A 21,743-nucleotide genomic window follows, 5' to 3' on the forward strand; every position below is an offset into this window, starting at 1 on the left:
GTTTCAGAACTGAAAATTAACACCAAACCAAAACGAATTGAATTTTTGGGTAGCCAATGATAGGCCTATACTTTTCTTAAATTTATAGTCGACCCCAACAATATTGTAAAACCCAAAATCGGTTGCACTATCAGCAGAAGATGTAGTACCCGACGTGGTAGAAGTTCTCGTATCTGTGTTAATGCTTGAACTTCTAAAAAAAGCACCCGCACTCACATAAGGGAAGAAGCCCACGCTGCTGCGATCGGCATTGCCCAACACTTTATTGAGCGGCAGGTATGCAGATAAAAAGGCGCTTGGTTCAAAAGAATTGGATTGTGTGGCCACATAGGGATAGGGAACATTGTCAAAACCACCATTATTGCTCCATTCGAAACGGTAATAGGCCAAACCTACCCCATAATTCACATAGTTGATCAGCCGTCTGGAAGCATTAAGTTCAATCCCAAAGTTGGTATAGGTATTTTCATCGGTTTTGCCAATATTGGCAATCAAATGAACAGGCTGATAGTTCACCTTCATCAGTTCATCCTGTTTCTTTTGTGTGCTGGAATTGGAAGTAGTGCGTTCTTGGGCAAATGCACCATACATCGCACTCATGAAAACAATAATTGATAGGAAAGTAACGCGTTTTTTCATTTTGTTTTGAGATTTATATTATCGTTGCTTAATTAGTGTTGCTAATATTACTGCTAAGTTGCAAGTAGCTTTCGGCCTTTTAAGAAATCAAATACATTCTGTTTGCCCGGTCAAAAGATTACAATCCAAAAGACAAAGGCTGGCAGGCATTGGCAATGATGTTACGACTGCCTGTCCATGTTCTATTCGTACCGCTTTCTACAGCTTTGAAAGTATGCGTGCCAGGCGCCAACTGCAGGCTGATTACTACCCCCGACCTATTTTCGCCGCACCTGTAGGCAATGGCCGCACTCTGCAATCGGCCTACAAAGCTGTTATCAATCCACACATCAATCGGATTGGCATTTAAAATGCCACTCATAATGCTCAGCGTGCCATTTTTTGTCCCATAATTGATGCTGGTAAAATTGCTGCCACGATATTCGATCTTTAAGCAGCTATTGGCTGTGGCTTTAAAAGTACCCGTAGTAAAATAGCCATCGTTCGCTACCAAGGCAAAAGTATGATTGCCTGCCGATGCTTTAAAGTTGATATCCATTTTGCCACAATCAGGCACATGTTGCGGCATATATACCGAATTGCTGTTGCCCACAAACTGGTCATCGATGTAAACCTTAACCGGCAAGGCTACGGCAGCATCGGTATTGTAAAAGGAGATGATAGGATCTGTTGCCACAGCCTGCTCCTCTTCCTTGTTGTCTTTTTTGCAAGAAATGGCCATTACGATAAACAGCCCTATCCACATCTTTTTCATGTTCATGTTTTTTGATTTACCTAGTTAAACAGCGACATTACCACAAACCATTTGCCCGACTCCGCAATCGTGGTAATCCGATAACCTTTGTCCCAATATTCCTTTACCCAATCGGCAGGAAAAGCATCGCTTATTCGATAAACCTGACCCTTGTATAAGGGCGTTTGCGATACAACTACCAGCCATGTTCCTTTATTCGCCGTGGCGCTGGTGATGTAGTAGTTCTTGTCCCAATAGGTTTTGATGAATGTGGTTGGAATTGATTTTTCGTATTGATAATACTGTGCGGTATATGGTGCTGCAGTTGACATGACCACTGCCCAAGTTCCATTTTTATCTGAAGCGAGCGAGGTAATGTAATAATCCTTATCCCAATATTGCTTGATGTAGGCAGCTGGTATCGTAGTATCGTATTTGTAAGATTGGCCGTTTAGCCCAGAGTTTTTAGAAAGTACCACTCGCCAGCCATTGGTGGGGTCGGCGGTTAAATCGGTAATATGGTAGCCCAAACCCCAGTATTTCTTAATCGTATCTGCAGGAAATGCTTTTTTGGTACGGTAGAGCTGTGCTGTATAACCTGAATTGGTTGACATGACCAAAGTATACTTGCCGTTTTTAGACAGGATATTGGTAATATTGTACTGCTCTTCGTTCCATTTTTTCTTTAGCCAATCTTGACTAAAATCGAGTTGAAAAGTCTGCATTTCAAAAGGAACCACCCTGGCAACCGGTGCGCTGTAACTGGGCGTAGGCGCTGCAGCTACAGGGTTGTACGCCGGACTAGGCTCGCTGGGTTGCCCATATTCGCGTTCAAACTTTTGTCCGGTGCCACTGCAAGACGTACAAAATCTCTTGCCCAAGCCGTTGCAGGTGGTACACAGTTCTTTTCCCGTATTGCCACAAATCAGGCAGTCTTTGCTGCCTTTGCCAAAACAATAAGTACAGGCCATGTTAAAAGCTCCTTTACCAGAACCTTTGCAAACCGGACAGGTCTCTCCGCCTTTGCCATTGCAGCTCGAGCATTTTTTTTCTCCTTCGCCATCGCAAACCCTGCATTCGGTATATCCTTCGCCATCGCAGCTGCTGCATTCTATCAAATGGCCATTGCCTTCTTTCAACAGATTTTTTAACTCGTTGAACCTCCTATCCCTTTCGTCGTTGTCTGATGCAATATTCCGCTTAGCATTTCTAACCTGGCTGCTGTTTAAAACCGAAGCCAAGCCACTCAGCAAACTATTGGCTACATTGGCCTGGGCCTGGCTTTTTTGGCTCAGCTGGTTTAACTGCTGCTGTACAAGTTGTTGCCTTTGCTGCTGTTGGGCAAGTTGCTGTGGCGATACCTGTGGCTGTCGGGGCTGTTCTTGTGGCCTAGGCGCACTGCCACCAGGCGCTGCAGCTTGGCTAACGGCAGTTTTAGGGGCTGTGGCCGGGCTCTGATTGGTTTTGGGTATATCGGCCGTACGTTGCTGCTGTTCCTTTTTACGTTCTTCCTCAGCAATATTTCGAACCGTTAGGCCTTCGTAGGCAATAGACTGGATACGGTTTTTCGGTGCGTTGCAATCTTCCTTCCAAACTTGTGTTTCGAAGGTAATTTCGCCAGAGAAAGTAGTTCCACCTACAAATTCGCCAGGTTTAAGGTAAGTATCGCCGTTAGACCTTAATACCTTGCCACAAGTGGTGGTTACCACTTTCACAAACTTCACATAAAGCTTATCGTTGGTTAGGTTTTTCACGCCCCAAAACACACTTTGTTTGCCCAAGCTTACCTCGCTTTGCTTGCAAGCCACAACCTGTACATTTTGGGCCGGACTAAAGGTTAATTGAACCGTACCTTGAGGGCAATTCTGCGCATTGGCCAATTGGGCAAAGCCGAGAACCAGCAAAAGATAAAATATCTTTTTCATGAGCGTAACACAGGTTTTTAAAACAATCAAAGCTAGACACCCACCTCAATAAATAAAATACAAACTAGTTTGTATTTTTCGGGGTCTGTACCTCAATCACCCCCAAAATTAATCAGCCATTGTGTAATGCTTAACCGTAAAAAAGCGTTATTTTGAGGGTGATTTTACGGCAGCTTAAAGTTCAAGTCAGCAAGTTTCGGGTTTCAGGCCAGCACAGCATGAGCTAAATTTGAGTAATCAAAAAATGAGAAAAATGAATACGCAAGCCCATATCAATTACTACCGCATAGCCAAAGCCATCAGCTACCTGAAAGAGAACTTCAAATCGCAACCCGATTTAGACGAGGTGGCCGAAAAAGTAAACCTGAGCCCTTTTCATTTCCAGCGATTGTTTAGCGAATGGGCCGGGGTAAGTCCGAAAAAATTCCTGCAGTATCTCAACCTCAATTATGCCAAGCAGGTATTGAAAGACCAGCAGTCTACCTTGTTCGAGGTGGCCTTACAAACCGGCTTATCGGGTACCGGGCGTTTGCACGATCTTTTTGTCAATGTAGAAGGCATGACTCCTGGCGAATTTAAAAACGGAGGCGAAAACCTGCACATCAATTACAGCTACGCCCAAACGCCATTCGGGCAGCTACTCATTGCCTCCACCACAAAAGGCGTATGCTACATGGCCTTTGCCGATAATGAATCCCAAGCATTTGACGAGCTGAAAAAACAATTTCCTTTGGCCGGTTATCAACTCAAAAAGGACGAAATACAGGAATCAGCCTTGCAAATTTTCGAACAGAACTGGAGCGAGCCTTCAAAAATCAAACTGCACCTGAAAGGCACGCCTTTTCAGCTCAAAGTATGGGAAACCCTACTCAAAGTGCCTCTTGGCCAGCTCACCACCTATGGCAATTTGGCAAAGGCCATTGGCCATCCCAATGCCTCGAGGGCTGTCGGTTCTGCTGTTGGCGACAATCCGATTGCTTTTCTCATTCCCTGCCACCGCGTTATCCAATCGTCGGGCCATTTTGGCCAATACCACTGGGGGCAGATCAGGAAAAACGCCATGCTGGGTTGGGAAGCCGCACAAATCGAAACGGCAAACTAAATGGAAAGTCTACTGAAAAAACTGGCGGATATCAATGCCAACAAACTGACGGAAGACATGAACGAACGAGGCTATGCCTTGATCCCAGCGCTTTTATCGGCTAAAATGTGTAAAGATTTAATTGATTTATATCCCCAAAAAGAGCATTACCGAAAAACGGTTATTATGGAACGTTACCGTTTTGGTTTGGGCGAATACAAATACTTTGACTATCCCTTGCCAGAAGCTATCCAAACAATAAGAACACATTTTTATCAATTGCTGGCGCCCATTGCCAATACTTGGATGCGGGCCTTGAATATCGACATTCATTATCCCACCCGACATGAAGATTTTTTAAGCAGCTGCCACGAAAACGGACAACAAAAAGCCACAGCTTTAATTTTAAAATATGGAAAAGGCGGTTTCAATACCCTGCATCAGGATCTTTACGGCGATACCTTCTTCCCCATCCAGATTTTGTTGTTCCTTAACGAACCCGAACAGGATTATACAGGTGGCGAATTTGTGCTGACCCAACAAAACCTGCGGGCACAATCTAAAGCCATTGTATTGAAGCCTAAAAGGGGCGACATACTTGCCTTCACCACTAATTTTAGGCCAACCAAAGGCAACAGGGGCTATTACCGTACGGCTATGCGCCATGGCGTAAGCGAAGTACATCATGGCGAACGGCATACCTTGGGCATCATTTTTCACGATGCGCTTAGCTAGTTTTAGTCTATAGCTGATAGTCCATGGTTGGGCTAGGATAAATCTTGTCCCCTTGGAGGAGGCATGGGGAAGAAAATGATCACGAATACACTCACCAATAAACCAATCCTCTAATTAGCCAATGAAGGAACACTTATCTCTTGGAAATTCTCCTTATGCGCAACTTAAAAAACTGGCCGAATTGCGCATAAATGGCGATATCAAACTGGCTGGCCATAAAAAACTGAAAATCTACGGATTGCTCACCTGCCCATCGGGTAAAAGAATGAAAAGCGAGAACCGTGTTTTCTTTCAATCTGCAACAGAAGCCGTAAATTTGGGCTATCGGCCTTGCGCACGTTGCCTGTTGCGCGACTACCAAAACTGGAAAAATGGACTTGTTTAGCCCCTCAATCGATACCAAAACCAATTGGCTGCCAAAAGATGGCATCGTTAATTACTATGGCAAGGTTTTGCCTCCCCATAAGGCAAAGGAATACTTTCAAATCCTGTTACAAAGCATCGACTGGAAAAATGACGAAGCCATCATCTATGGCAAACACATTTTAACCAAACGCAAGGTGGCCTGGTATGGCGATAAGCCTTTTGCATACACCTACTCTAAAGTAACCAAACAGGCATTGCCCTGGACAAGCGAATTGCTGGTACTTAAAGCCTTGGTTGAGGAGAAATCAGGCGAACAATTCAATTCGTGCCTGCTTAACCTTTACCATAACGGCGATGAGGGGATGGCTTGGCATAGCGACGCAGAAAAGGACCTGAAAAAAGACGGAGCCATTGCCTCTTTAAGCTTTGGTGCCGAACGCAAATTTGCCTTCAAGCATAAGCAGAGCAAGGAAACAGTATCGCTATTATTAGAAAACGGCAGTTTACTGGTGATGAAAGGCACCACACAAACCCACTGGTTGCATCGGTTGCCCCCTACCAAACTGGTGAACAGGGCCAGGATCAACCTTACATTCAGGATGATTGTTTAAGATGCCGGTGCGAAGCCGCTTTACAATTCCAGGTTCTCTTCGATCAGCAAATTGATAATTCCATCAACCATACCTACTTTGGGCACATAAATTTGCTTAATGCCCGTCCATTTCATCAGGGTGAGGTAGATTTCGCAGGCCGGAATAATTACATCAGCCCGGTCTTGGTTCAATTTGAGCAGGCTGATGCGCTCTTTCAACGAATACGAATTCAACTCGTTGTACATGGTTTTAAGCTTTAAAAAGGTTAGCGGCAGGTCTTCTTTCTCGCCCGACATGCGGAAAAGCTTGTTGATATTGCCTCCGGTACCAATGCCGGCCAGATTTTTCAGGTCTTTAGTATTGGCCTTTACCCAGTCTTTCATTTCGTCCCAGGTTTCGTCCTTATCTTGGTTATCCAAAATGCGGATGGTACCAATATTGAAAGACTTAGAAGCCAAGGGTTGCTTGTTTACAAACACCGAAAGCTCGGTACTGCCACCACCTACATCAATATAGAGGTAGTTTTTTTTGCTATCGAGGTTTTGTTCGATATGGTTGGAGTAGATGATATTCGCCTCGCGTTGCCCTTCTATAATTTCAAGATCGATATCTGTTTTGGCTTTGATGGTTTTGATAATCTCTGCCCCGTTTTCGGCTTCGCGCATGGCAGAAGTTGCACAAGCCAAATACGAAGACACATGATAAACGTCCATCAGGTTTTTAAAGGCGCTCATGGTTTTGATCAGGTCGTCGATTTTTTTCGGCGAGATTTTGTGATCCAAAAAAGCATCGTCGCCAAGGCGCAAAGGCACCCTAACCAAGGTATTCTTCTTAAATCCGTAACCCTTTTCGTTTTGGGTAATGTCGGCAATGAGCAGTCTAACGGCATTAGAACCTATATCGATGGCGGCGTATCTTAGCATGGATTTACTGGTGTTTGTTTTTGAGGTAGTTATAGGTTTGAACCTGAGCCCTTATTTTGGTGCTCAAACGGTTTTTATGGTATTTGTTATTGTTTAGCTTGGTAATGTCGCGGGCCTTTACATTGTCTTGCAACTGGAATTCGATAATATCCCTAATTTCCTGCCTTACGCTCTCGTCAAGTACCGGAAATCCTACTTCTACCCGGTGTTCGAAATTGCGGCTCATTAAATCGGCCGACGAAAGGAACATTTCTTCCTTGCCATTATTGCCAAAAATAAAAACGCGGGCATGTTCCAAAAACTTATCGATAATGCTGATTACCGTGATGTTTTCGCTAAAACCAGGTATTCCAGGAACCAGGCAGCAAATGCCGCGCACAATCAGCCTGATCTGTACACCGGCATTGCTGGCGTCGTAAAGTTTCTGCACGATGCCCTCATCAGCCAGGCTATTGACCTTTAAAATCATATAAGCCGGCTTGCCAGCTTTGGCAAAACGCATTTCGCGATTAATAAGCGCATACATTTTGTTTCTGGATTCCAAGGGCGATACAATCAGGTGTTTGAAATCCTTAACCACCGTACGTTTGTTCAAGGCATTGAACAGTTTGAGCAGATCTTGCGTAATTTCTTTCTTGGCGGTAAATATGCTATGATCGCAATAAATGCGGGCAGTTTTTTCGTTAAAGTTGCCGGTGGCCAAATTGGCGTAATAAACGGCCTTGCCCTTTTCCATGCGCTTAACCAGGCAAATTTTAGAGTGCACCTTGTAATCGGTGAGGCCATAGTTTACGTTTACGCCTTCTTCCATCAGGCGGTTGGTCCAAAAAATGTTGGCCTTTTCGTCGAACCTGGCCTTCAGCTCGACCAGGCAATTTACTTTCTTCCCGTTTTTGGCAGCATTGATCAGGGCATTGACTACCTTCGAATTTTCGGCTAAACGATACAGCGTAATGTTGATTTCGGTTACTTTAGGGTCGATGGCCGCCTCTCTTAGAAACAGAATGATGTAATCGTACGATTGGTAAGGCAGGTTAACCACGTAATCCCTGCTGTGCAGCTTATTGAAAATACTTTCGGTACGATGCAGGCCATGAACTTTTAACGGAATGGTGGGCGCATACTCCAAATCGCTCGAGCCTACGTTAGGAAAAGCAATAAAATCGCCGAAACGATGATAGCGGTTGCCGGGAATAAGGCCTTCGGCTTCTATTTTCATCTTGTTGACCAAAACGCTCAACATTTCGAAAGGCATTTCGGCATCGTACAGCAGACGCATCGGCTTTCCTTTTCTACGTTTATCCAAACTGTTTTTGAGCTCTTCGATAAATTTATCGCTCACGTTTTTGTCTATATCCAATTCGGCATCTCGGGTAAGCTGGATGGAAAAAGCTTCGATCTGGTTGTAGTTGAACACATAAAAGATATCATCTAAGCAATATTTGATAATGTCTTCGGCCAGGATGATGAACTTTAGTCCGTTGGTTTCTGGCAGCACCAAAAAGCGGGGCAGGTTTTCAGGCAATTCAATCAGGGCATACTTTTCGCCTTTCTTGGCCCCTTTTTTCTTCAGTCTTACAAAAAAATAAAGATAGCGGTCCTTGAGCTCAGGAAAAGGATCGTTCAGATCGATCATGATCGGAACCAGGTTAGACAGGATCTTGTCCCTGAAATGGTTCCTTACAAACTCGCCCCTGGCCACATTCAGCTGGGTATCGTTTAAAATAAAAATACGGTTTTGGGCCAGCTCGTTGATCAAAGTAGCCTGAAACAGGGCTTCGAACTTACGCTCGTGTTTTACTACAATGTTTTTGATTTCATTGAGCACCTTTTTGGGGTTAAAGCCCAGCAAGGCCTTGGCTTTTTCGTTCAGGTTAACCAAACGACTTAGCGTTGCTACCCTTACCCGGTAAAACTCTTCCAGGTTAGAAGAAAAGATAGACAGGAATTTAATGCGCTCAATTAAAGGAACTGTCTCATCGGCAGCCTCTTGCAATACTCTTTCATTAAAATATAGCCAACTGATCTCTCTATTTAAAAATGGTAGCTTTTTTTTAGCCATGTAGTCGAATCAAAAAAATCCCCCGAATTAATCAGCGGATTTTCAAATCTGCGAATTTCAGTGTTAAGTTAGTGTTAATTATAAACTAATCTCTCCAAAAGAATTAACCAAGGCTATTTCTTGGCCGTGGTATTTTTCTTGGCGGGGATGGCTTTGGCCGCCACTTTTTTTACCGGATTATTGGTAACTGCCTTTACCACTGCCTTTTGCGTATCTTTAGCCTTGTTGGCGGCTGTTTTACTTTCCGTAGCTTTGGGTTGAACTGTGGCTTGCTTTACCGGTGGCTTTGTCATGGCTGCCGCCACTTTTTGCTCACTGGCGATGCTCTCTACTTTTACGCTGCTTACCGCTGGGCTTGCCTTGGCTACGGCTTTTTTAACAGTCTTTGCAACTGGCTTGGTTGCTTTTTTAACCGTTTTGGCCACTGCTTTTTTTGCGGTTTTTACCGGTGCTGCAACTTCGGGTGCTTTCAAGTCTTCTATTTTATGCGCTACGGTTTCCTTTACTTCCTTAAACTTTTTAGAGAGCTTTCTGGCCGCTACCTTACTGGCCTTGGCGATATCATCGGCAATAAGTTCGGCGTTATGGCCCAGGCCTTTAACCGCTTCCAGGAATTTTTCGGTTAAACTTTGCTCTATTTGTTTTTTGACAACTTTCTTAGCCGTCTTTTTCTTAGCTTTGGTTTTACTGACTTTCATTTGTTTTGGAGTTATGTAAGGTATTTTTTGTTTTTATTTATATCTACGAGATCTTTGGCTCCTCTAAATTTGCCGATTTTTACCGGCTACCGACCATCTTTTTCGATTTTATTGTAAAATCATGATGGTTTCACCTATTTTTTAGCGTTTTTTGTAGCCTCATCTTATTGATGTATTAAATCTAACTAATTTCTTTAACTAAAGCTAACCCTATGCCCAGTTTTGATATTGTAAGCAAAGTAGACGCGCAGACCTTAGACAACGCCATCAACAATGCCAAAAAAGAGATCTTAAACCGCTACGATTTCAACGGTTCTAAAAGCACCATCGACTTGGATAAAAAAACCAATCAGGTTACCATTGTAACCGAAGATGACATGCGCTTAAAAGCCATCACCGATTCGATCATCTCTCGCATGATGAAACAAAATTTAGATCCTAAAAGTTTGGATTTTGGAAAAGAACATATCGCATCGGGCAATATGATCAGAAAAGAGATCAAGATCAAGGAGGGAATTGACAAGGAAGCCGCCAAGAAAATCGTTGCCAAAATCAAAGACAGCAAGCTCAAGGTGCAGGCTTCTATGATGGATGATCAAGTTCGCGTACAAGGCAAAAACATCGACGATTTGCAGAGCGTGATTTCTTTGTGCCGTGGCGAGGATTTTGGCCAGCCCCTACAGTTTATTAACATGAGGAATTAATTGAGTTGTGTGTTATGAGTTGTAGGTTATACGTTTTAGGTTAAAAGAACTATTCCCTGATTTACCTATTCTCTATTCCCATTTCATCTTCATCCCTTTAACCTTCCACCTTCTCAAACATGGAAATTCAAGAAAATGGCTTTATTTTTTCGGACGACAGGAATTTGGTCGACATCAAAGCGGTACACCAATACCTGAGCCAGGAATCTTATTGGGCCAAAAACATTCCGTTCGAGATCGTTAAAAGGGCAATCGAAAATTCGCTCTGTTTTGGCATTTATAAAGACGGAGCCCAGGCAGGCTTTGCACGTTGGGTAACCGACAAGGCTACCTACGCCTACCTCTGTGATGTCTATGTAAAAAACGATTACCGGGGCTTAGGGCTGTCTAAAAAACTGATGTCGCTGATGCTTTTTCATCCCGATTTGCAAGGCTTGAGACGCTATCACCTAGCGACTTTAGACGCCCACGGACTTTATGAACAGTTCGGTTTCAAAGCCCTCGAAAATCCCGAAAGACAAATGGCTATTGTAGTGCCAAATATTTATGGGGAGTAAAAAGCCTTTGGTCTATTGCCTTTTAGCTTTAGTCTTTTAGCTTTCTAGCCTACAACTTATTCTTCTTCACCCCTTCTTTGCTAATCTTTACCGGATTGATCATCCCGTCTTTGTCAAAAGTCATCAAATCAATACAGGTAACCCGGTGGTTGCCGTCGGTTTCGCCCAATGGCCTCCTGTGGTAAACAATGTACCATAAGTCTTTCTTGGCATCGTGCATAATCGAATGATGGCCTGCTCCTGTGGCTATTGCCGGATCTTGCTTCAATATTCTGCCAACGCGCTTGAAAGGTCCCATCGGCGAATCGGCCACGGCATAGGCCACAAAATAATCGGGCCCCGTCCAGCCGCCTTCAGACCACATGAAATAGTACTTGCCGTTTCTGATGAACATGAAAGGGCCTTCTGTATAGCCCTCTGGGGTAATTTCCTTAAAGGTAGTGCCATCGGCAAAAGGCACAAAACCACTGAAATCGCTATTCAGCTTGGCTATATTGCAATGCGACCAGCCTCCGTAAATGAGGTAGTACTGCCCGTCTTTATCTTTAAACACAAACTGGTCAATCGGCTGTGCCTTGTTATAAAACTTATCGACCAAGGGCTTGCCCAGGTGGTCTTTGTACGGGCCTTCGGGTTTATCGGCTACCGCTACGCCTATGCCGCCCACTTCTTGATCGCTTTGAATATCGTTGGCACCAAAAAACAGGTAGTACTTGCCGTCTTTTTGGGTAATGGAAGGCGCCCACATGGCCTTGTTGGCCCATTTAATGGCAGCCGTATCGATAATGCGCGGATGTTTAGTCCAGGTAATCAAATCCTTAGATGAAAAGGCATCCATAAAAACCTGCTCTCTGTATTTAGCCGAATAGGTAGGATAAATCCAATAGGTTTTGCCAAAGATAACGGCTTCTGGATCAGCATACCATCCTGGAAAAACAGGATTGCCGGAAGTTTGGGCATTAACCAAAACTGGGAATGCGAAGAGAAGAGCAATAATAAATCGATTTAGTCTCATTTTACCAAGATACGACATCCTATTTAAGCAAACAACAGAATTTCGATTGGTAACTTATATTTTATAATAGTGCGTATAGCGATTTGCGTAGTGTGATGAGCCACAGATTAGACCGGCCCAAGGGTAATTGGGCTAGGCGTATCCATTCCCACCAAATAAATCTGTTAATCTATGGCTTAATATAGTTTAAGCGAGCAACAGGATTTTTAATCTGTAACTTATATTCATCGAAGTGCGTACAGCGATTTGCGTAGTGTGATGGACTTGGCCAAAAAGATGGACGGATTGGGCCTGCCCGACGTTAATTGGGTAATCTGTGGCCTATGTATGCTTGATTTCAGGTACGCGATGTTATCTTCTAAGCTGTTTTCACATCTTCTTCGCTGTAGTCTTTGATATCGGTGATATAGCCGTTAACCAACAGGAAATCGAATAGAGGCTTGGCTTCTGGTGTTACGGGCATGTTGCACGTGGTAATTACCGTATTGCTTTTTTTGTCCATAAATGGATAGGCAAAAAGCTTTACGTTCTTGGTAAACATGTCGCTTACATAAGCCAATAATTGACTAGAGTAGTTCTCGCCAAAATTGGTCGAGTTGAATACGAATTTAAGGTTGTTGATATTGGTCGAAATCCCCACGCTTTTTGGTCGGCAACGATCCAGGTACTTGGCTAACCTGTTATGACGGGTAAAATTAGACACAATAACCAGGTTACCGGTATTGCACATGTCTTCGGCCCTTTTGGCTACGGCTTCCAGGTCGATATCGTCGGGCGTTTCCTGCTCGTCGGTCAGTACATTGGTGAGCAGCACTTCGATCAGCACGCTCAAATTGCCCGACTCCACATCGTTGGTACGGATAAACTGTTCGGTAGCTTTGTTAAAAAGATTAAAGTTGGGGTTGGACTTTTGACCGTATTTGGTCCGCAAAATCATAATATCTTTTTTATAAAGCAGGTCTTTGGCCTGGCGGGGATGTCCTTCGGCATCGAAAATCGCAGCAGCCGAAAAATCCTTCATGATCAGGTACAGGTTGAGCAAAATATTGTTCACCTCGCCAAAAGCAGGTCCTTTTACCGAAATCAGATCAATTTCTACCGATCCGACCGTAAGGTTGTCTGCCAACGATTCGATCATCAGCTTAGGGTCTTCAAAGTGATAAAACGCCGCATAAACCAGGTTTACGCCAATAATGCCCAATACGCGTTGCTGCATATTCACATCGGTATCGAGCAGGCGCACGTGGAAAAAGATTTCGTTGGGCAAGCCTCCAGGTTCGGTTTGAAAACGTATTCCTATCCAGCCATGGGGTTCGTTTGTACGCTTAAAATTGAGGGTAGTAACGGTATTGGCGAAAGCAAAGAAGGTACGGCTTTCATATTTTTCGCCAGAAAGGCGTTCGTTCAACAAGCCAAATTCATGATCGAGCATGCGTTGCAGCCTGTTTTGGCTCACATAGCGCCCGGATGGCTCTGCCCCATAAATGGCATCGCTAAAAGTCATGTCGTAGGCCGACATGGTTTTGGCAACGGTACCTGAAGCCGCCCCTGCCGTAAAAAAGTTTCGGGCCACCTCCTGCCCGGCTCCTATCTCTGCAAACGTGCCGTAAATCTGTTCGTTGAGGTTTATTTTTAAGGCTTTACGCTTGGTATCAAGGATTTCTCTTTCCATGCTGCAAAAATATAAGAAATTATACCGAAAATCAACTAATAACGGTTCTAAATACACAGAACGGAAAGGAACGTAGAATGCTGAGCGCATAAAGCTCAAAGCTGAAGTTTTAAGGCCGCAACTTGCAGGATGTCCGGGTGTCACCCTTATTGATGTCCATGAGAAAGAAAAACGACTAAAAGTTGAAAGCAATAGCCGGAAGCCCGAAGCTGAAGGACCTTTTTTATACAACACTCCAGATCAAGTTGGCAAAACGAGCAGGCCAATAAAAAAGATAAGGGCTACACCATCCGGTGTGCCCTTATCAACCTTAAACTCAAAATCAAACTATTGTATTATGAAACTACAATTTCTTTGTGTGCCAATTTAGCTTCGTCTTTTTTACCGATGGTGATGGTTAAGATGCCATCCACATAAGTTGCTGTAATCTGGTCGGCATCAACGCCTTCTGGCAACACGAACGACCTTGCAAATGAGGTATATTCAAATTCTTTACGGGTGAAATCTTTTTGCACGTCGGTATTTTCGGTCTTTTTCTCTACCCAAACCGAAAGGTTGTCTTTTTTCAAATCGATTTTAAAATCTTCCTTGCTCAAGCCTGGAGCCGCCAATTCGATTTTGTATTCGTTGGCACCTTCATAAATGTTTACATGAGGCACCTTGTTTACGCCATAGTTTTTATTTAAGGCATCGTTAAACAAAGAGTCGAATACATTGTTAAAATAAGGTGCGGTGTTTCTGGTTTTGTTGTTGAATTTTACTAAAGTCATTTTATATTCCTCCGTTTATTTTGTATTTCAAATTATAACTGTCCTTATTCAAACCCTATTCCAAACCTTATATTTATGTTTTTTAAGACATTTTGGCACAAAAAAGAAAAACAACAAGACAAAAAGTCAGAAACATTCGGTAATCTCGACAGTTTCAAGTACAAAACGAACCTCGAGCTTCGTTTTGCCGACCTCGATGTGATGGGCCATGTCAACAATGCCATCTATTTTACTTATATGGAAATTGGACGCACCAAATACTGGAAACATGCAATTAACTGGGATTGGCAAAGCACCGGTGTGGTGATAGGTCAGGCTTCGATAGACTATATTGCCCCTATTTTCCTGGAAGACAAAGTGAGCATGTATGTACGCACTTCAAGAATAGGCAACAAGAGCTTCGATCTCGAATACCTGATTGTTAAAACCGTAAATGGAAAGGAAATCCTGTGTAGCAAAGGCAAAACGGTATGCGTAACCTTTGACTATGCCACCAAAAGCCCTACCGCCATACCAGACAAAGAAAGAAGCAAAATGATTGAATTTGAACAGCTCTCGGTATAATTGTCCATTGGCGTCACTGGTTCATTAGCTGACTGGAGGACTAGTCACCCGTCAACTGGAAACCGGAAACTGACAACTGAAAACCGAATCAAGGCGTCATTTTACCAGGATTTAAAATTCCGTTCGGATCAAAAACCTTTTTGATATTGCGCATCAGGTTCAAATGGATTTCGCTGTACTTAATGGGCATATAGTCTTTTTGTACCAAACCAATGCCATGCTCGCCCGAAATAGTGCCTCCCAAGGCCGTAGTCAGTTCGAATATTTCTACAATTCCGTCTTTGAGCTTGTATTTCCAGTCTTCATCGCTCATACCGGCTTTTATGATATTGATGTGCAGGTTACCATCGCCAGCATGTCCATAACAAACGCTCTCAAAACCATATTTGCCTCCAATTTCCTTAATGCCATTGATCAATTGAGGCAAAGCTGCCCTTGGCACCACCGTATCTTCCTCTTTATAAACCGAATTAGACTTCACAGACTCGGCCATGGTTCTGCGCATGCGCCATAAATCTTCTTTTTGCTGAGCAGTATCGGCAAAGAGCACTTCGGTACAGCCGTGTTCTTCGAGCACCAGGTTTACCTTTTCGCAATCCTTGAATATCGTATCCAAATCATCGCCGTCAAACTCGATCATCAAAAAGGCATTCGCTCCATCTTGAAGATCAAACTTGATGTCGTCAAACTGAATAACCCACTCCACGCCCTTGCGTTCCATAAACTCTAAAGCCGATGGTGTAATGCCGGCCCTAAAAATAGCCGAAACCGCGGCACAGGCCGATTCGTTGGTGGCAAAAGAACCCAACATAAGCACACTTTGGGTACTGGCCGGAATTAATTTGGTTACAATCTTGGTAACCACCCCCAACGTGCCTTCAGAGCCGATCATCAATTGGGTAAGGTTATAGCCTGAGGCATATTTAAGCGTATTGGCACCCGTCCAAATCACATCGCCATTGGCCAATACCACTTCCAGGTTAAGGATATATTCCCTAATGGTTCCGTATTTCACCACCCTTGGTCCGCCAGAACCATGTGCTACATTGCCTCCAATAAAGCAAGAGCCTTTGCTGCTCGGATCAACGGGATACAACAGGCCTTTTTCAGCAACGGCGTTCATAAACACCTCGGTAATTACCCCAGGCTCAACCGTGGCCTGCAGGTTTTCCATATCAATGGCTATAATCGAATTGAAACGCTCCATCGACAGCAAAACGCCTCCGTAAACCGGCAAGGCGCCACCACTTAATCCGGTACCTCCGCCTCTTGGCGTAACCGGAACATGGTTTTCGTTGCACAGCTTAAGCAAAGCCGAAATACTGGCCGTATCTTTGGGTTTAACCACTACTTCCGGAAAATAGCGAAGATCTTCGGTTTCGTCGTGCGCATAGTGCTGCAGCGATTCTTGATCCACAAAAACATTAGCTGCGCCAACAGCTTCTTCAATAGCGGCTAAAATTGAACTGGTAATTGGAGTGTATTGCATTTTATTGGGGCGAAGTATAACTTAACTGAACAAACGAATGGCCTATTTCGCCAGGCATGGGCGGGTGCAGCTTTCTGATGCCCACCGTTAAGGTTTGCACAAACGGATAGGTTTCGATCAAAGTGGCTATGATATTTTTGACTACCGTTTCCAGCAGTTTTTGGGTACGCTGCATTTCGTACCCAACTATGGTATTTATTACTTCGTAATTTACGGTATTGGACAGGTCTTCCGTATGGCCTTCCTGCGGAACAAATGTAGCCTCAACATCTACCAAAAAGTGGTTTCCGATGAGCTGTTCTTCGGGATAGAACCCGTGAAAAGCATAAAATTTGACGTCTCTTAAGGCTACGGTCTGTACAAACATGAGGTTTAAACGATTTAAAGCAACAAATACTGGGCAAAATTAATTTTTTGAACGGTTTTAACTACTCAATTCTTTAAATTATTACCTTTGGTTTCATCACATCGTATAACCAAATATAGTGTAAAGCATGAACAAATCAGCCAAAAAAGACCTTTACGAAGCACCAGATTATTACCAATTGGACGAACTTTTATCTGAAGAACACCTGCTAATCCGTTCAACGGTAAGAGATTGGGTAAAGAAAGAAGTGAGCCCTATTATCGAGGATTTTGCACAACGTGCCGAATTTCCCAAACACCTGATCAAAGGACTTGGCGAAATTGGCGCCTTTGGCCCGACCATTCCGGTTGAGTATGGTGGCGCCGGACTTGATTACACGGCCTACGGAATCATTATGCAGGAAATTGAACGTGGCGACTCGGGCATCCGTTCAACAGCTTCGGTGCAGGGCTCTTTGGTGATGTACCCTATTTATGCTTACGGCACAGAAGAACAACGCAAAAAATACCTCCCCAAATTGGCCACGGGCGAACTGATGGGCTGTTTTGGCTTAACCGAGCCTGATTTTGGCTCTAACCCCGGCGGCATGGTGAGCAACATCAAAGACAAAGGCGACCATTTTGTACTGAACGGCGCCAAAATGTGGATTTCCAATGCGCCTTTTGCCGATATTGCCGTGGTTTGGGCCAAAGACGAGGAAGGCAAAATAAGAGGCATGATTTTGGAACGCGGCATGGAAGGCTTTACCACGCCAGAAACCCATGGCAAGTGGAGCCTAAGGGCATCGGCTACCGGCGAATTGGTATTCGACAACGTGAAGGTTCCCAAAGAAAACGTGTTTCCAGATATTAAGGGATTGAAAGGTCCGTTAGGTTGTCTCAACCAGGCCCGTTACGGCATTGCTTGGGGTGCCTTGGGCGCCGCTATGGACTGTTATGACACTGCGCTGCGTTATTCGAAAGAGCGTATCCAGTTCGGCAAGCCCATTGGAGGCTTTCAGTTGCAACAAAAGAAACTGGCCGAAATGATTACCGAAATTACCAAAGGCCAATTGCTGGTATGGCGATTGGGCATGTTGAAAAGCGAAAACAGGGCCAGTGCCGAACAAATTTCGATGGCCAAACGCAACAGCGTGGAAATTGCCTTGGATATCGCCCGCAACGCACGCCAGATGTTGGGTGGCATGGGCATTACCGGCGAATACTCGATTATGCGCCACATGATGAACCTCGAATCGGTGGTCACCTACGAAGGTACGCACGATGTACACCTACTCATTACCGGTATGGACGTAACCGGATTAAACGCCTTTAAATAAAAAACCACCTACCTTTAACAACTAATGCTAAATATTACGCCTCGAAAAGTCTTACTTGCAGCCCTATTAATATTTATAAACCTAACTAGCTTTGCCCAACGGCAAGGCTTTTCTGTTGATAAAAAAGAACCCGAATGGCTCGAGAAAATAACCGTTTCTGACCAAAAACTGGCCAGTAGGGATATTCAGGGCGGCTATTACCTGTCGTTGTACGAGTTGCAGCAAAATATAGAAACCAAGCAACAGTATACCCACCTAATGAGGGAAATTGCTGCTGATAATGGTGCACAAAACGGTTCCGAAATCAGTGTAACCTACGACCCCTCCTACCAGCAACTCACTTTCCATAAAGTAATCGTTTGGCGCAATAACCAGCCCATCGATAAGCTCAAAGCCAGTGCTTTCAAGGTTATTCAAAACGAAAAGGAGCTTTCGAGATTTATTTATAGCGGCACTTTTAATGCCTATCTTATTTTAGACGATGTAAGAAAAGGCGATCGCATCGAATATGCCTATACCTTAAAGGGAGAGAACCCTGTTTTTGGCAATAATTATTACAATCATTTCTATTTTGAGGGTGGCAGCAAAATTGTGAACATTTATACCAACCTCATCGCACACAAAGATCGGGCACTCCAGTTCAGGGACTACAATAAGGTACCTGCATTAAAAACGAAAACCAAAGGCGATTTAAAAGTATACGAATGGCAAGGCCAGCTCACCAATACCTTCCAAACACAGGATTTTGAGCCAACGTGGTATGACCCTTTGGGTCGCGTGCAGGTAAGTGAATACAAAAGCTGGAAAGACATTGTGGATTGGGCCCTGCAAATCAATGCCTACGACCTCAGCGCTGCGCCTGCTTTCAACAGCAAGGTCAAAGAGCTCAAAGAAGCAGCAAAAGGCAATGCGACAACTTATTTAGAGTTAGCTACCAGGTTTGTGCAAGATCAGGTAAGGTATATGGGAATAGAGATGGGCGAATATTCGCATCGGCCCAATTCGCCTGAAAAAGTACTAAAGCAACGCTATGGCGATTGCAAAGACAAATCCATTTTATTGATCAACCTGCTCAAATCAAATGGCATTACGGCTTACCCCGTTTATTTGAGCACCTACCTCAAAGAAAAAACTAAAAACCTGTTGCCTACACCTGGTGCATTTAACCATGCCATAGTTGTGGTTGAATTTGAAGGGCGGAAAATTTGGATAGATCCTACCATTTCCGAGCAGCGTGGACCAATTAAAGACATTTACTTTCCTTATACGGCCAATGTACTGGTGGTAAAACCGGGCAACGACAGGCTCGAGTTGGTTAAAAGCAATCCCAAAGGAAAAATCAATTCGCAGTCGACCATTAAACTGGCGGATACTTTAGACGGCAGCAAGTCTGAGTTCGAAATCAGAACAACTTACACAGCCAATTGTGCCGACGATATCCGGAGCGAAATCAGTTCCTCAGGTGCCGACGAGTTGGAAAAAAACTTTGCGGCGTACTATGCCAAATTCTATCCAGGCATTGTATCGGTTAAAAACATGGAAATCATCGACGATGAGAAAAATAATGTCGTTAAGCTGGTCGAAAAGTATGAGATAGAGAATTTTTGGCAGAAAGACCCAGAAACACCCACAAAATTCAATGCCAATTTCTATGGCGACTTGATATCGGGCGAGTTGAGAAAACTAAACAGGAGCAGAAATTTTCCAATGGCGCTCAAATATCCTTTAAATGTCCATCAGACTTTAAAAGTGATTTTGCCTGACAAATGGAAACTGGACGACGAAAAGGGAGACATCAGCCAGCCTTACTACAGTTTTAAATACGATATCAGGCATGAAGGCGATACACTCACTTTCGATTACGACTACAGCAACCTGGCCGAAGAGATTCCCGCAACGGCTATCCAACAATACATCAAGGACCGTACGAGCATCATCAACAACAGCAGCTATAGTTTGTATTGGAACGGTGGCGCTACAAGCGCAGATAATGCCGACGTTAATGGCCTAATGGTAGCAATAGGCCTTTTTACCTTGATTCTGGCTACCTTACTTGGCCTGTTTTTGTATTACAGAAAGGGAACCTATCAGCTGGAAGAAATCAAAAACGCCTTGCCTATCGGGGGATGGCTGGTTTTGTTGGCCATAGGTATGGTTTCTGGACCAATAGGGTTGCTTTTTGCCATATTCAGTTCAGGAACTTTCGACCAAAGCACATGGGATATCGCCAAAAGCCTGAACGGCAGTGGAGCTCTGCTATATAAAGCGACCAATATTTTCGAATGCATCATGAATGTATTTGCTTTCGTATTTAGCATTTTTATGCTGATTATGTTCTTTAAACGCATGAAGTCATTTCCTAGCTATTTTATTATTTACAGAACGGTTTATTTGGTGGTTATTTTCATCGATGTGATTTTAATTGCAATGCTGAATGCCAAAACAACTTTGGATTACGACGTATTTAAAAACATCAGAACGCTTGTTTTTCAGCTGATCATGTCGGCGCTCTGGATTGCCTATTTTATCAAATCGAGCAGGGTAAAACAGACTTTTGTATTTACTTACCCAGCCTCCGAATGGCGCAACGCACTAATTATGGATCTTTCGCGTAATATTAATGTGCCAATGGCCAACCCAGAGGGACAAAGCATACCAAAAGCGAACGAACAAACACAACAAGAAAACAATGAAAGACTTTAAAAAATACCAACCTCTGCCTGCACCGCCAGACGAGGTTTATTTGGCCTTGACCAAAGCACAGAGCATCCAGCTATGGACTGGTGCCGAAGTAGAATTTACAGAAGAGCCGAACACCGAGTTTTCTTTTTGGGATGGCGATATCGTAGGCAAAAACCTGGAGTTTGAACCCAACAAGAAAATTGTACAGCAATGGTATTTTGGCGATGGAGAACCTTCTATCGTAACCATCAAATTGCATCCCGATGGCAAGGGAACATCGTTGGAGTTTAGGCAAACCAACATTCCAGATGAGGATTTTGAGGATTTTACCGAAGGCATTCAAGAATATTTCCTAGGCGGGCTTGCCGATTTTTTCGAAAATGAATAGCTTGGTCTCGAAAGTGATTTTAGCGGTTAGCTATTTACTATAGCCTGCCGCTGTTAGACTCCAACCATTGACCATGATCAGCAAGCTCGACAAATACTACCTCAGTAAGGATGAACCGCTGAGAAGCTGCCTGCTCGCGCTCAGAGACGTCATCGCTGGTCACGATCGGCAGATTACCAAAGAATGGAAATTCAATTTTCCCTTCTTTTACTACAAAGGCAAAATGTTTTGTTATACCCGGATAGACAAAAAAACCGGGCAACCTTACCTTGGTTTTATGGATGGCAGCCTGATGAGCCATCCCGCACTGATCCAAGAAAACAGGAGCAAAATCAAAATCCTGCCTATTGACCCTAACGCAGACCTGCCCATGCAATACATCAGCGATATCCTAACCCAGGCCATCGCCATTCGTAATAAATAAAACCTTAACGGCTTCCAACTGTTCTATAGCTAATTAAT

The 21,743-nt window shown here is 43.8% G+C and carries 22 protein-coding genes; 11 read left to right on the top strand and 11 right to left on the bottom strand.

What is annotated here, in order from left to right; translation table 11 throughout:
* Positions 1-3: 3 nt before the first annotated feature.
* The 3 genes from AC6H1S_RS10235 to AC6H1S_RS10245 all read right to left on the bottom strand — a co-directional run bounded on the left by AC6H1S_RS10235 (position 4) and on the right by AC6H1S_RS10245 (position 3,297).
* The gene (locus AC6H1S_RS10235; RefSeq protein WP_497563531.1) at positions 4-639 is read right to left on the bottom strand and encodes a hypothetical protein; all 636 of its coding nucleotides are present in this window, start codon (positions 637-639) and stop codon (positions 4-6) included.
* Positions 640-757: 118 nt separating this feature from the next.
* Positions 758-1,393: a hypothetical protein gene (locus AC6H1S_RS10240; protein WP_199140901.1), complete on the bottom strand. Its 636-nt coding sequence runs from the start codon at positions 1,391-1,393 to the stop codon at positions 758-760.
* A gap of 20 nt (positions 1,394-1,413) precedes the next feature.
* Positions 1,414-3,297 carry a DUF7477 domain-containing protein gene (locus AC6H1S_RS10245; protein WP_497563532.1) on the bottom strand — a complete coding sequence of 628 codons (1,884 nt, stop codon included), beginning with the start codon at positions 3,295-3,297 and terminating at the stop codon, positions 1,414-1,416.
* A gap of 253 nt (positions 3,298-3,550) precedes the next feature.
* Between AC6H1S_RS10245 and AC6H1S_RS10250 the strand changes: the two genes are divergently transcribed.
* The 4 genes from AC6H1S_RS10250 to AC6H1S_RS10265 all read left to right on the top strand — a co-directional run bounded on the left by AC6H1S_RS10250 (position 3,551) and on the right by AC6H1S_RS10265 (position 6,090).
* Positions 3,551-4,399, top strand: coding sequence for a methylated-DNA--[protein]-cysteine S-methyltransferase (locus tag AC6H1S_RS10250; protein ID WP_497563533.1), 849 nt, complete (start codon positions 3,551-3,553; stop codon positions 4,397-4,399).
* Entirely contained in the window at positions 4,400-5,113 is a 714-nt protein-coding gene (locus AC6H1S_RS10255) for a 2OG-Fe(II) oxygenase (RefSeq protein WP_497563534.1), read from the top strand.
* A gap of 121 nt (positions 5,114-5,234) precedes the next feature.
* A complete protein-coding gene (locus AC6H1S_RS10260; RefSeq protein ID WP_497563535.1) occupies positions 5,235-5,498 on the top strand; it encodes an Ada metal-binding domain-containing protein in 264 nt (87 codons plus the stop codon).
* Positions 5,485-6,090 (top strand): alpha-ketoglutarate-dependent dioxygenase AlkB family protein, encoded by a 606-nt coding sequence (locus tag AC6H1S_RS10265; RefSeq protein WP_497563536.1) that lies wholly within the window; start codon positions 5,485-5,487, stop codon positions 6,088-6,090. The genes AC6H1S_RS10260 and AC6H1S_RS10265 overlap by 14 nt, the downstream gene beginning before the upstream one ends.
* A gap of 20 nt (positions 6,091-6,110) precedes the next feature.
* Here AC6H1S_RS10265 and AC6H1S_RS10270 read toward each other — a convergent pair whose 3' ends face one another.
* From AC6H1S_RS10270 to AC6H1S_RS10280, 3 genes are all read right to left on the bottom strand, one after another.
* Positions 6,111-6,995, bottom strand: a complete 885-nt coding sequence (locus AC6H1S_RS10270) for a Ppx/GppA phosphatase family protein (protein WP_199140895.1) — start codon at positions 6,993-6,995, stop codon at positions 6,111-6,113.
* 4 nt (positions 6,996-6,999) lie between these two features.
* A complete protein-coding gene (gene ppk1 / locus AC6H1S_RS10275) occupies positions 7,000-9,057 on the bottom strand; it encodes a polyphosphate kinase 1 (protein ID WP_199140894.1) in 2,058 nt (685 codons plus the stop codon).
* Positions 9,058-9,170: 113 nt separating this feature from the next.
* Positions 9,171-9,755, bottom strand: a complete 585-nt coding sequence (locus AC6H1S_RS10280) for a hypothetical protein (RefSeq protein WP_497563537.1) — start codon at positions 9,753-9,755, stop codon at positions 9,171-9,173.
* A 212-nt stretch (positions 9,756-9,967) separates the two neighbouring features.
* On the opposite strand from AC6H1S_RS10280, the gene AC6H1S_RS10285 reads away from it, so the two are divergent.
* Positions 9,968-10,459 (top strand): YajQ family cyclic di-GMP-binding protein, encoded by a 492-nt coding sequence (locus AC6H1S_RS10285; RefSeq protein WP_199140892.1) that lies wholly within the window; start codon positions 9,968-9,970, stop codon positions 10,457-10,459.
* Between the two features lie 119 nt (positions 10,460-10,578).
* Complete coding sequence (locus tag AC6H1S_RS10290) at positions 10,579-11,016, top strand: GNAT family N-acetyltransferase (RefSeq protein WP_199140891.1); 438 nt, start codon at positions 10,579-10,581, stop codon at positions 11,014-11,016.
* Between the two features lie 49 nt (positions 11,017-11,065).
* Here AC6H1S_RS10290 and AC6H1S_RS10295 read toward each other — a convergent pair whose 3' ends face one another.
* The 3 genes from AC6H1S_RS10295 to AC6H1S_RS10305 form a co-directional block, all read right to left on the bottom strand.
* Positions 11,066-12,031: a glycoside hydrolase family 43 protein gene (locus AC6H1S_RS10295; RefSeq protein ID WP_497563538.1), complete on the bottom strand. Its 966-nt coding sequence runs from the start codon at positions 12,029-12,031 to the stop codon at positions 11,066-11,068.
* 358 nt (positions 12,032-12,389) lie between these two features.
* Complete coding sequence (locus AC6H1S_RS10300) at positions 12,390-13,703, bottom strand: nicotinamide mononucleotide adenylyltransferase (RefSeq protein ID WP_497563539.1); 1,314 nt, start codon at positions 13,701-13,703, stop codon at positions 12,390-12,392.
* Between the two features lie 335 nt (positions 13,704-14,038).
* Positions 14,039-14,473, bottom strand: coding sequence for an Hsp20/alpha crystallin family protein (locus tag AC6H1S_RS10305; protein ID WP_199140888.1), 435 nt, complete (start codon positions 14,471-14,473; stop codon positions 14,039-14,041).
* Positions 14,474-14,548: 75 nt separating this feature from the next.
* Here AC6H1S_RS10305 and AC6H1S_RS10310 point away from each other — a divergent pair, with 75 nt between their 5' ends.
* On the top strand, positions 14,549-15,037 hold the full coding sequence (locus tag AC6H1S_RS10310; protein WP_497563540.1) for an acyl-CoA thioesterase: 489 nt from the start codon (positions 14,549-14,551) through the stop codon (positions 15,035-15,037).
* An 88-nt stretch (positions 15,038-15,125) separates the two neighbouring features.
* Here the strand turns inward: AC6H1S_RS10310 and AC6H1S_RS10315 are convergent, their stop codons facing one another.
* Together AC6H1S_RS10315 and folB are read right to left on the bottom strand one after the other, a co-directional pair.
* On the bottom strand, positions 15,126-16,526 hold the full coding sequence (locus AC6H1S_RS10315; RefSeq protein WP_497563541.1) for an FAD-binding oxidoreductase: 1,401 nt from the start codon (positions 16,524-16,526) through the stop codon (positions 15,126-15,128).
* Position 16,527: 1 nt separating this feature from the next.
* The gene (gene folB / locus AC6H1S_RS10320) at positions 16,528-16,893 is read right to left on the bottom strand and encodes a dihydroneopterin aldolase (protein ID WP_497563542.1); all 366 of its coding nucleotides are present in this window, start codon (positions 16,891-16,893) and stop codon (positions 16,528-16,530) included.
* A gap of 127 nt (positions 16,894-17,020) precedes the next feature.
* Here folB and AC6H1S_RS10325 point away from each other — a divergent pair, with 127 nt between their 5' ends.
* From AC6H1S_RS10325 to AC6H1S_RS10340, 4 genes are all read left to right on the top strand, one after another.
* Entirely contained in the window at positions 17,021-18,211 is a 1,191-nt protein-coding gene (locus AC6H1S_RS10325; RefSeq protein WP_497563543.1) for an acyl-CoA dehydrogenase family protein, read from the top strand.
* Positions 18,212-18,235: 24 nt separating this feature from the next.
* Positions 18,236-20,914 (top strand): DUF3857 domain-containing protein, encoded by a 2,679-nt coding sequence (locus tag AC6H1S_RS10330; RefSeq protein ID WP_497563544.1) that lies wholly within the window; start codon positions 18,236-18,238, stop codon positions 20,912-20,914.
* Entirely contained in the window at positions 20,901-21,281 is a 381-nt protein-coding gene (locus tag AC6H1S_RS10335; RefSeq protein WP_199140882.1) for an SRPBCC domain-containing protein, read from the top strand. Before AC6H1S_RS10330 ends, AC6H1S_RS10335 begins: the two co-directional genes overlap by 14 nt.
* A 73-nt stretch (positions 21,282-21,354) precedes the next feature.
* The gene (locus AC6H1S_RS10340; RefSeq protein ID WP_199140881.1) at positions 21,355-21,705 is read left to right on the top strand and encodes a DUF1801 domain-containing protein; all 351 of its coding nucleotides are present in this window, start codon (positions 21,355-21,357) and stop codon (positions 21,703-21,705) included.
* The last annotated feature ends 38 nt before the right edge of the window (positions 21,706-21,743 follow it).

The organism is Pedobacter sp. TM02 (genome assembly GCF_059705275.1).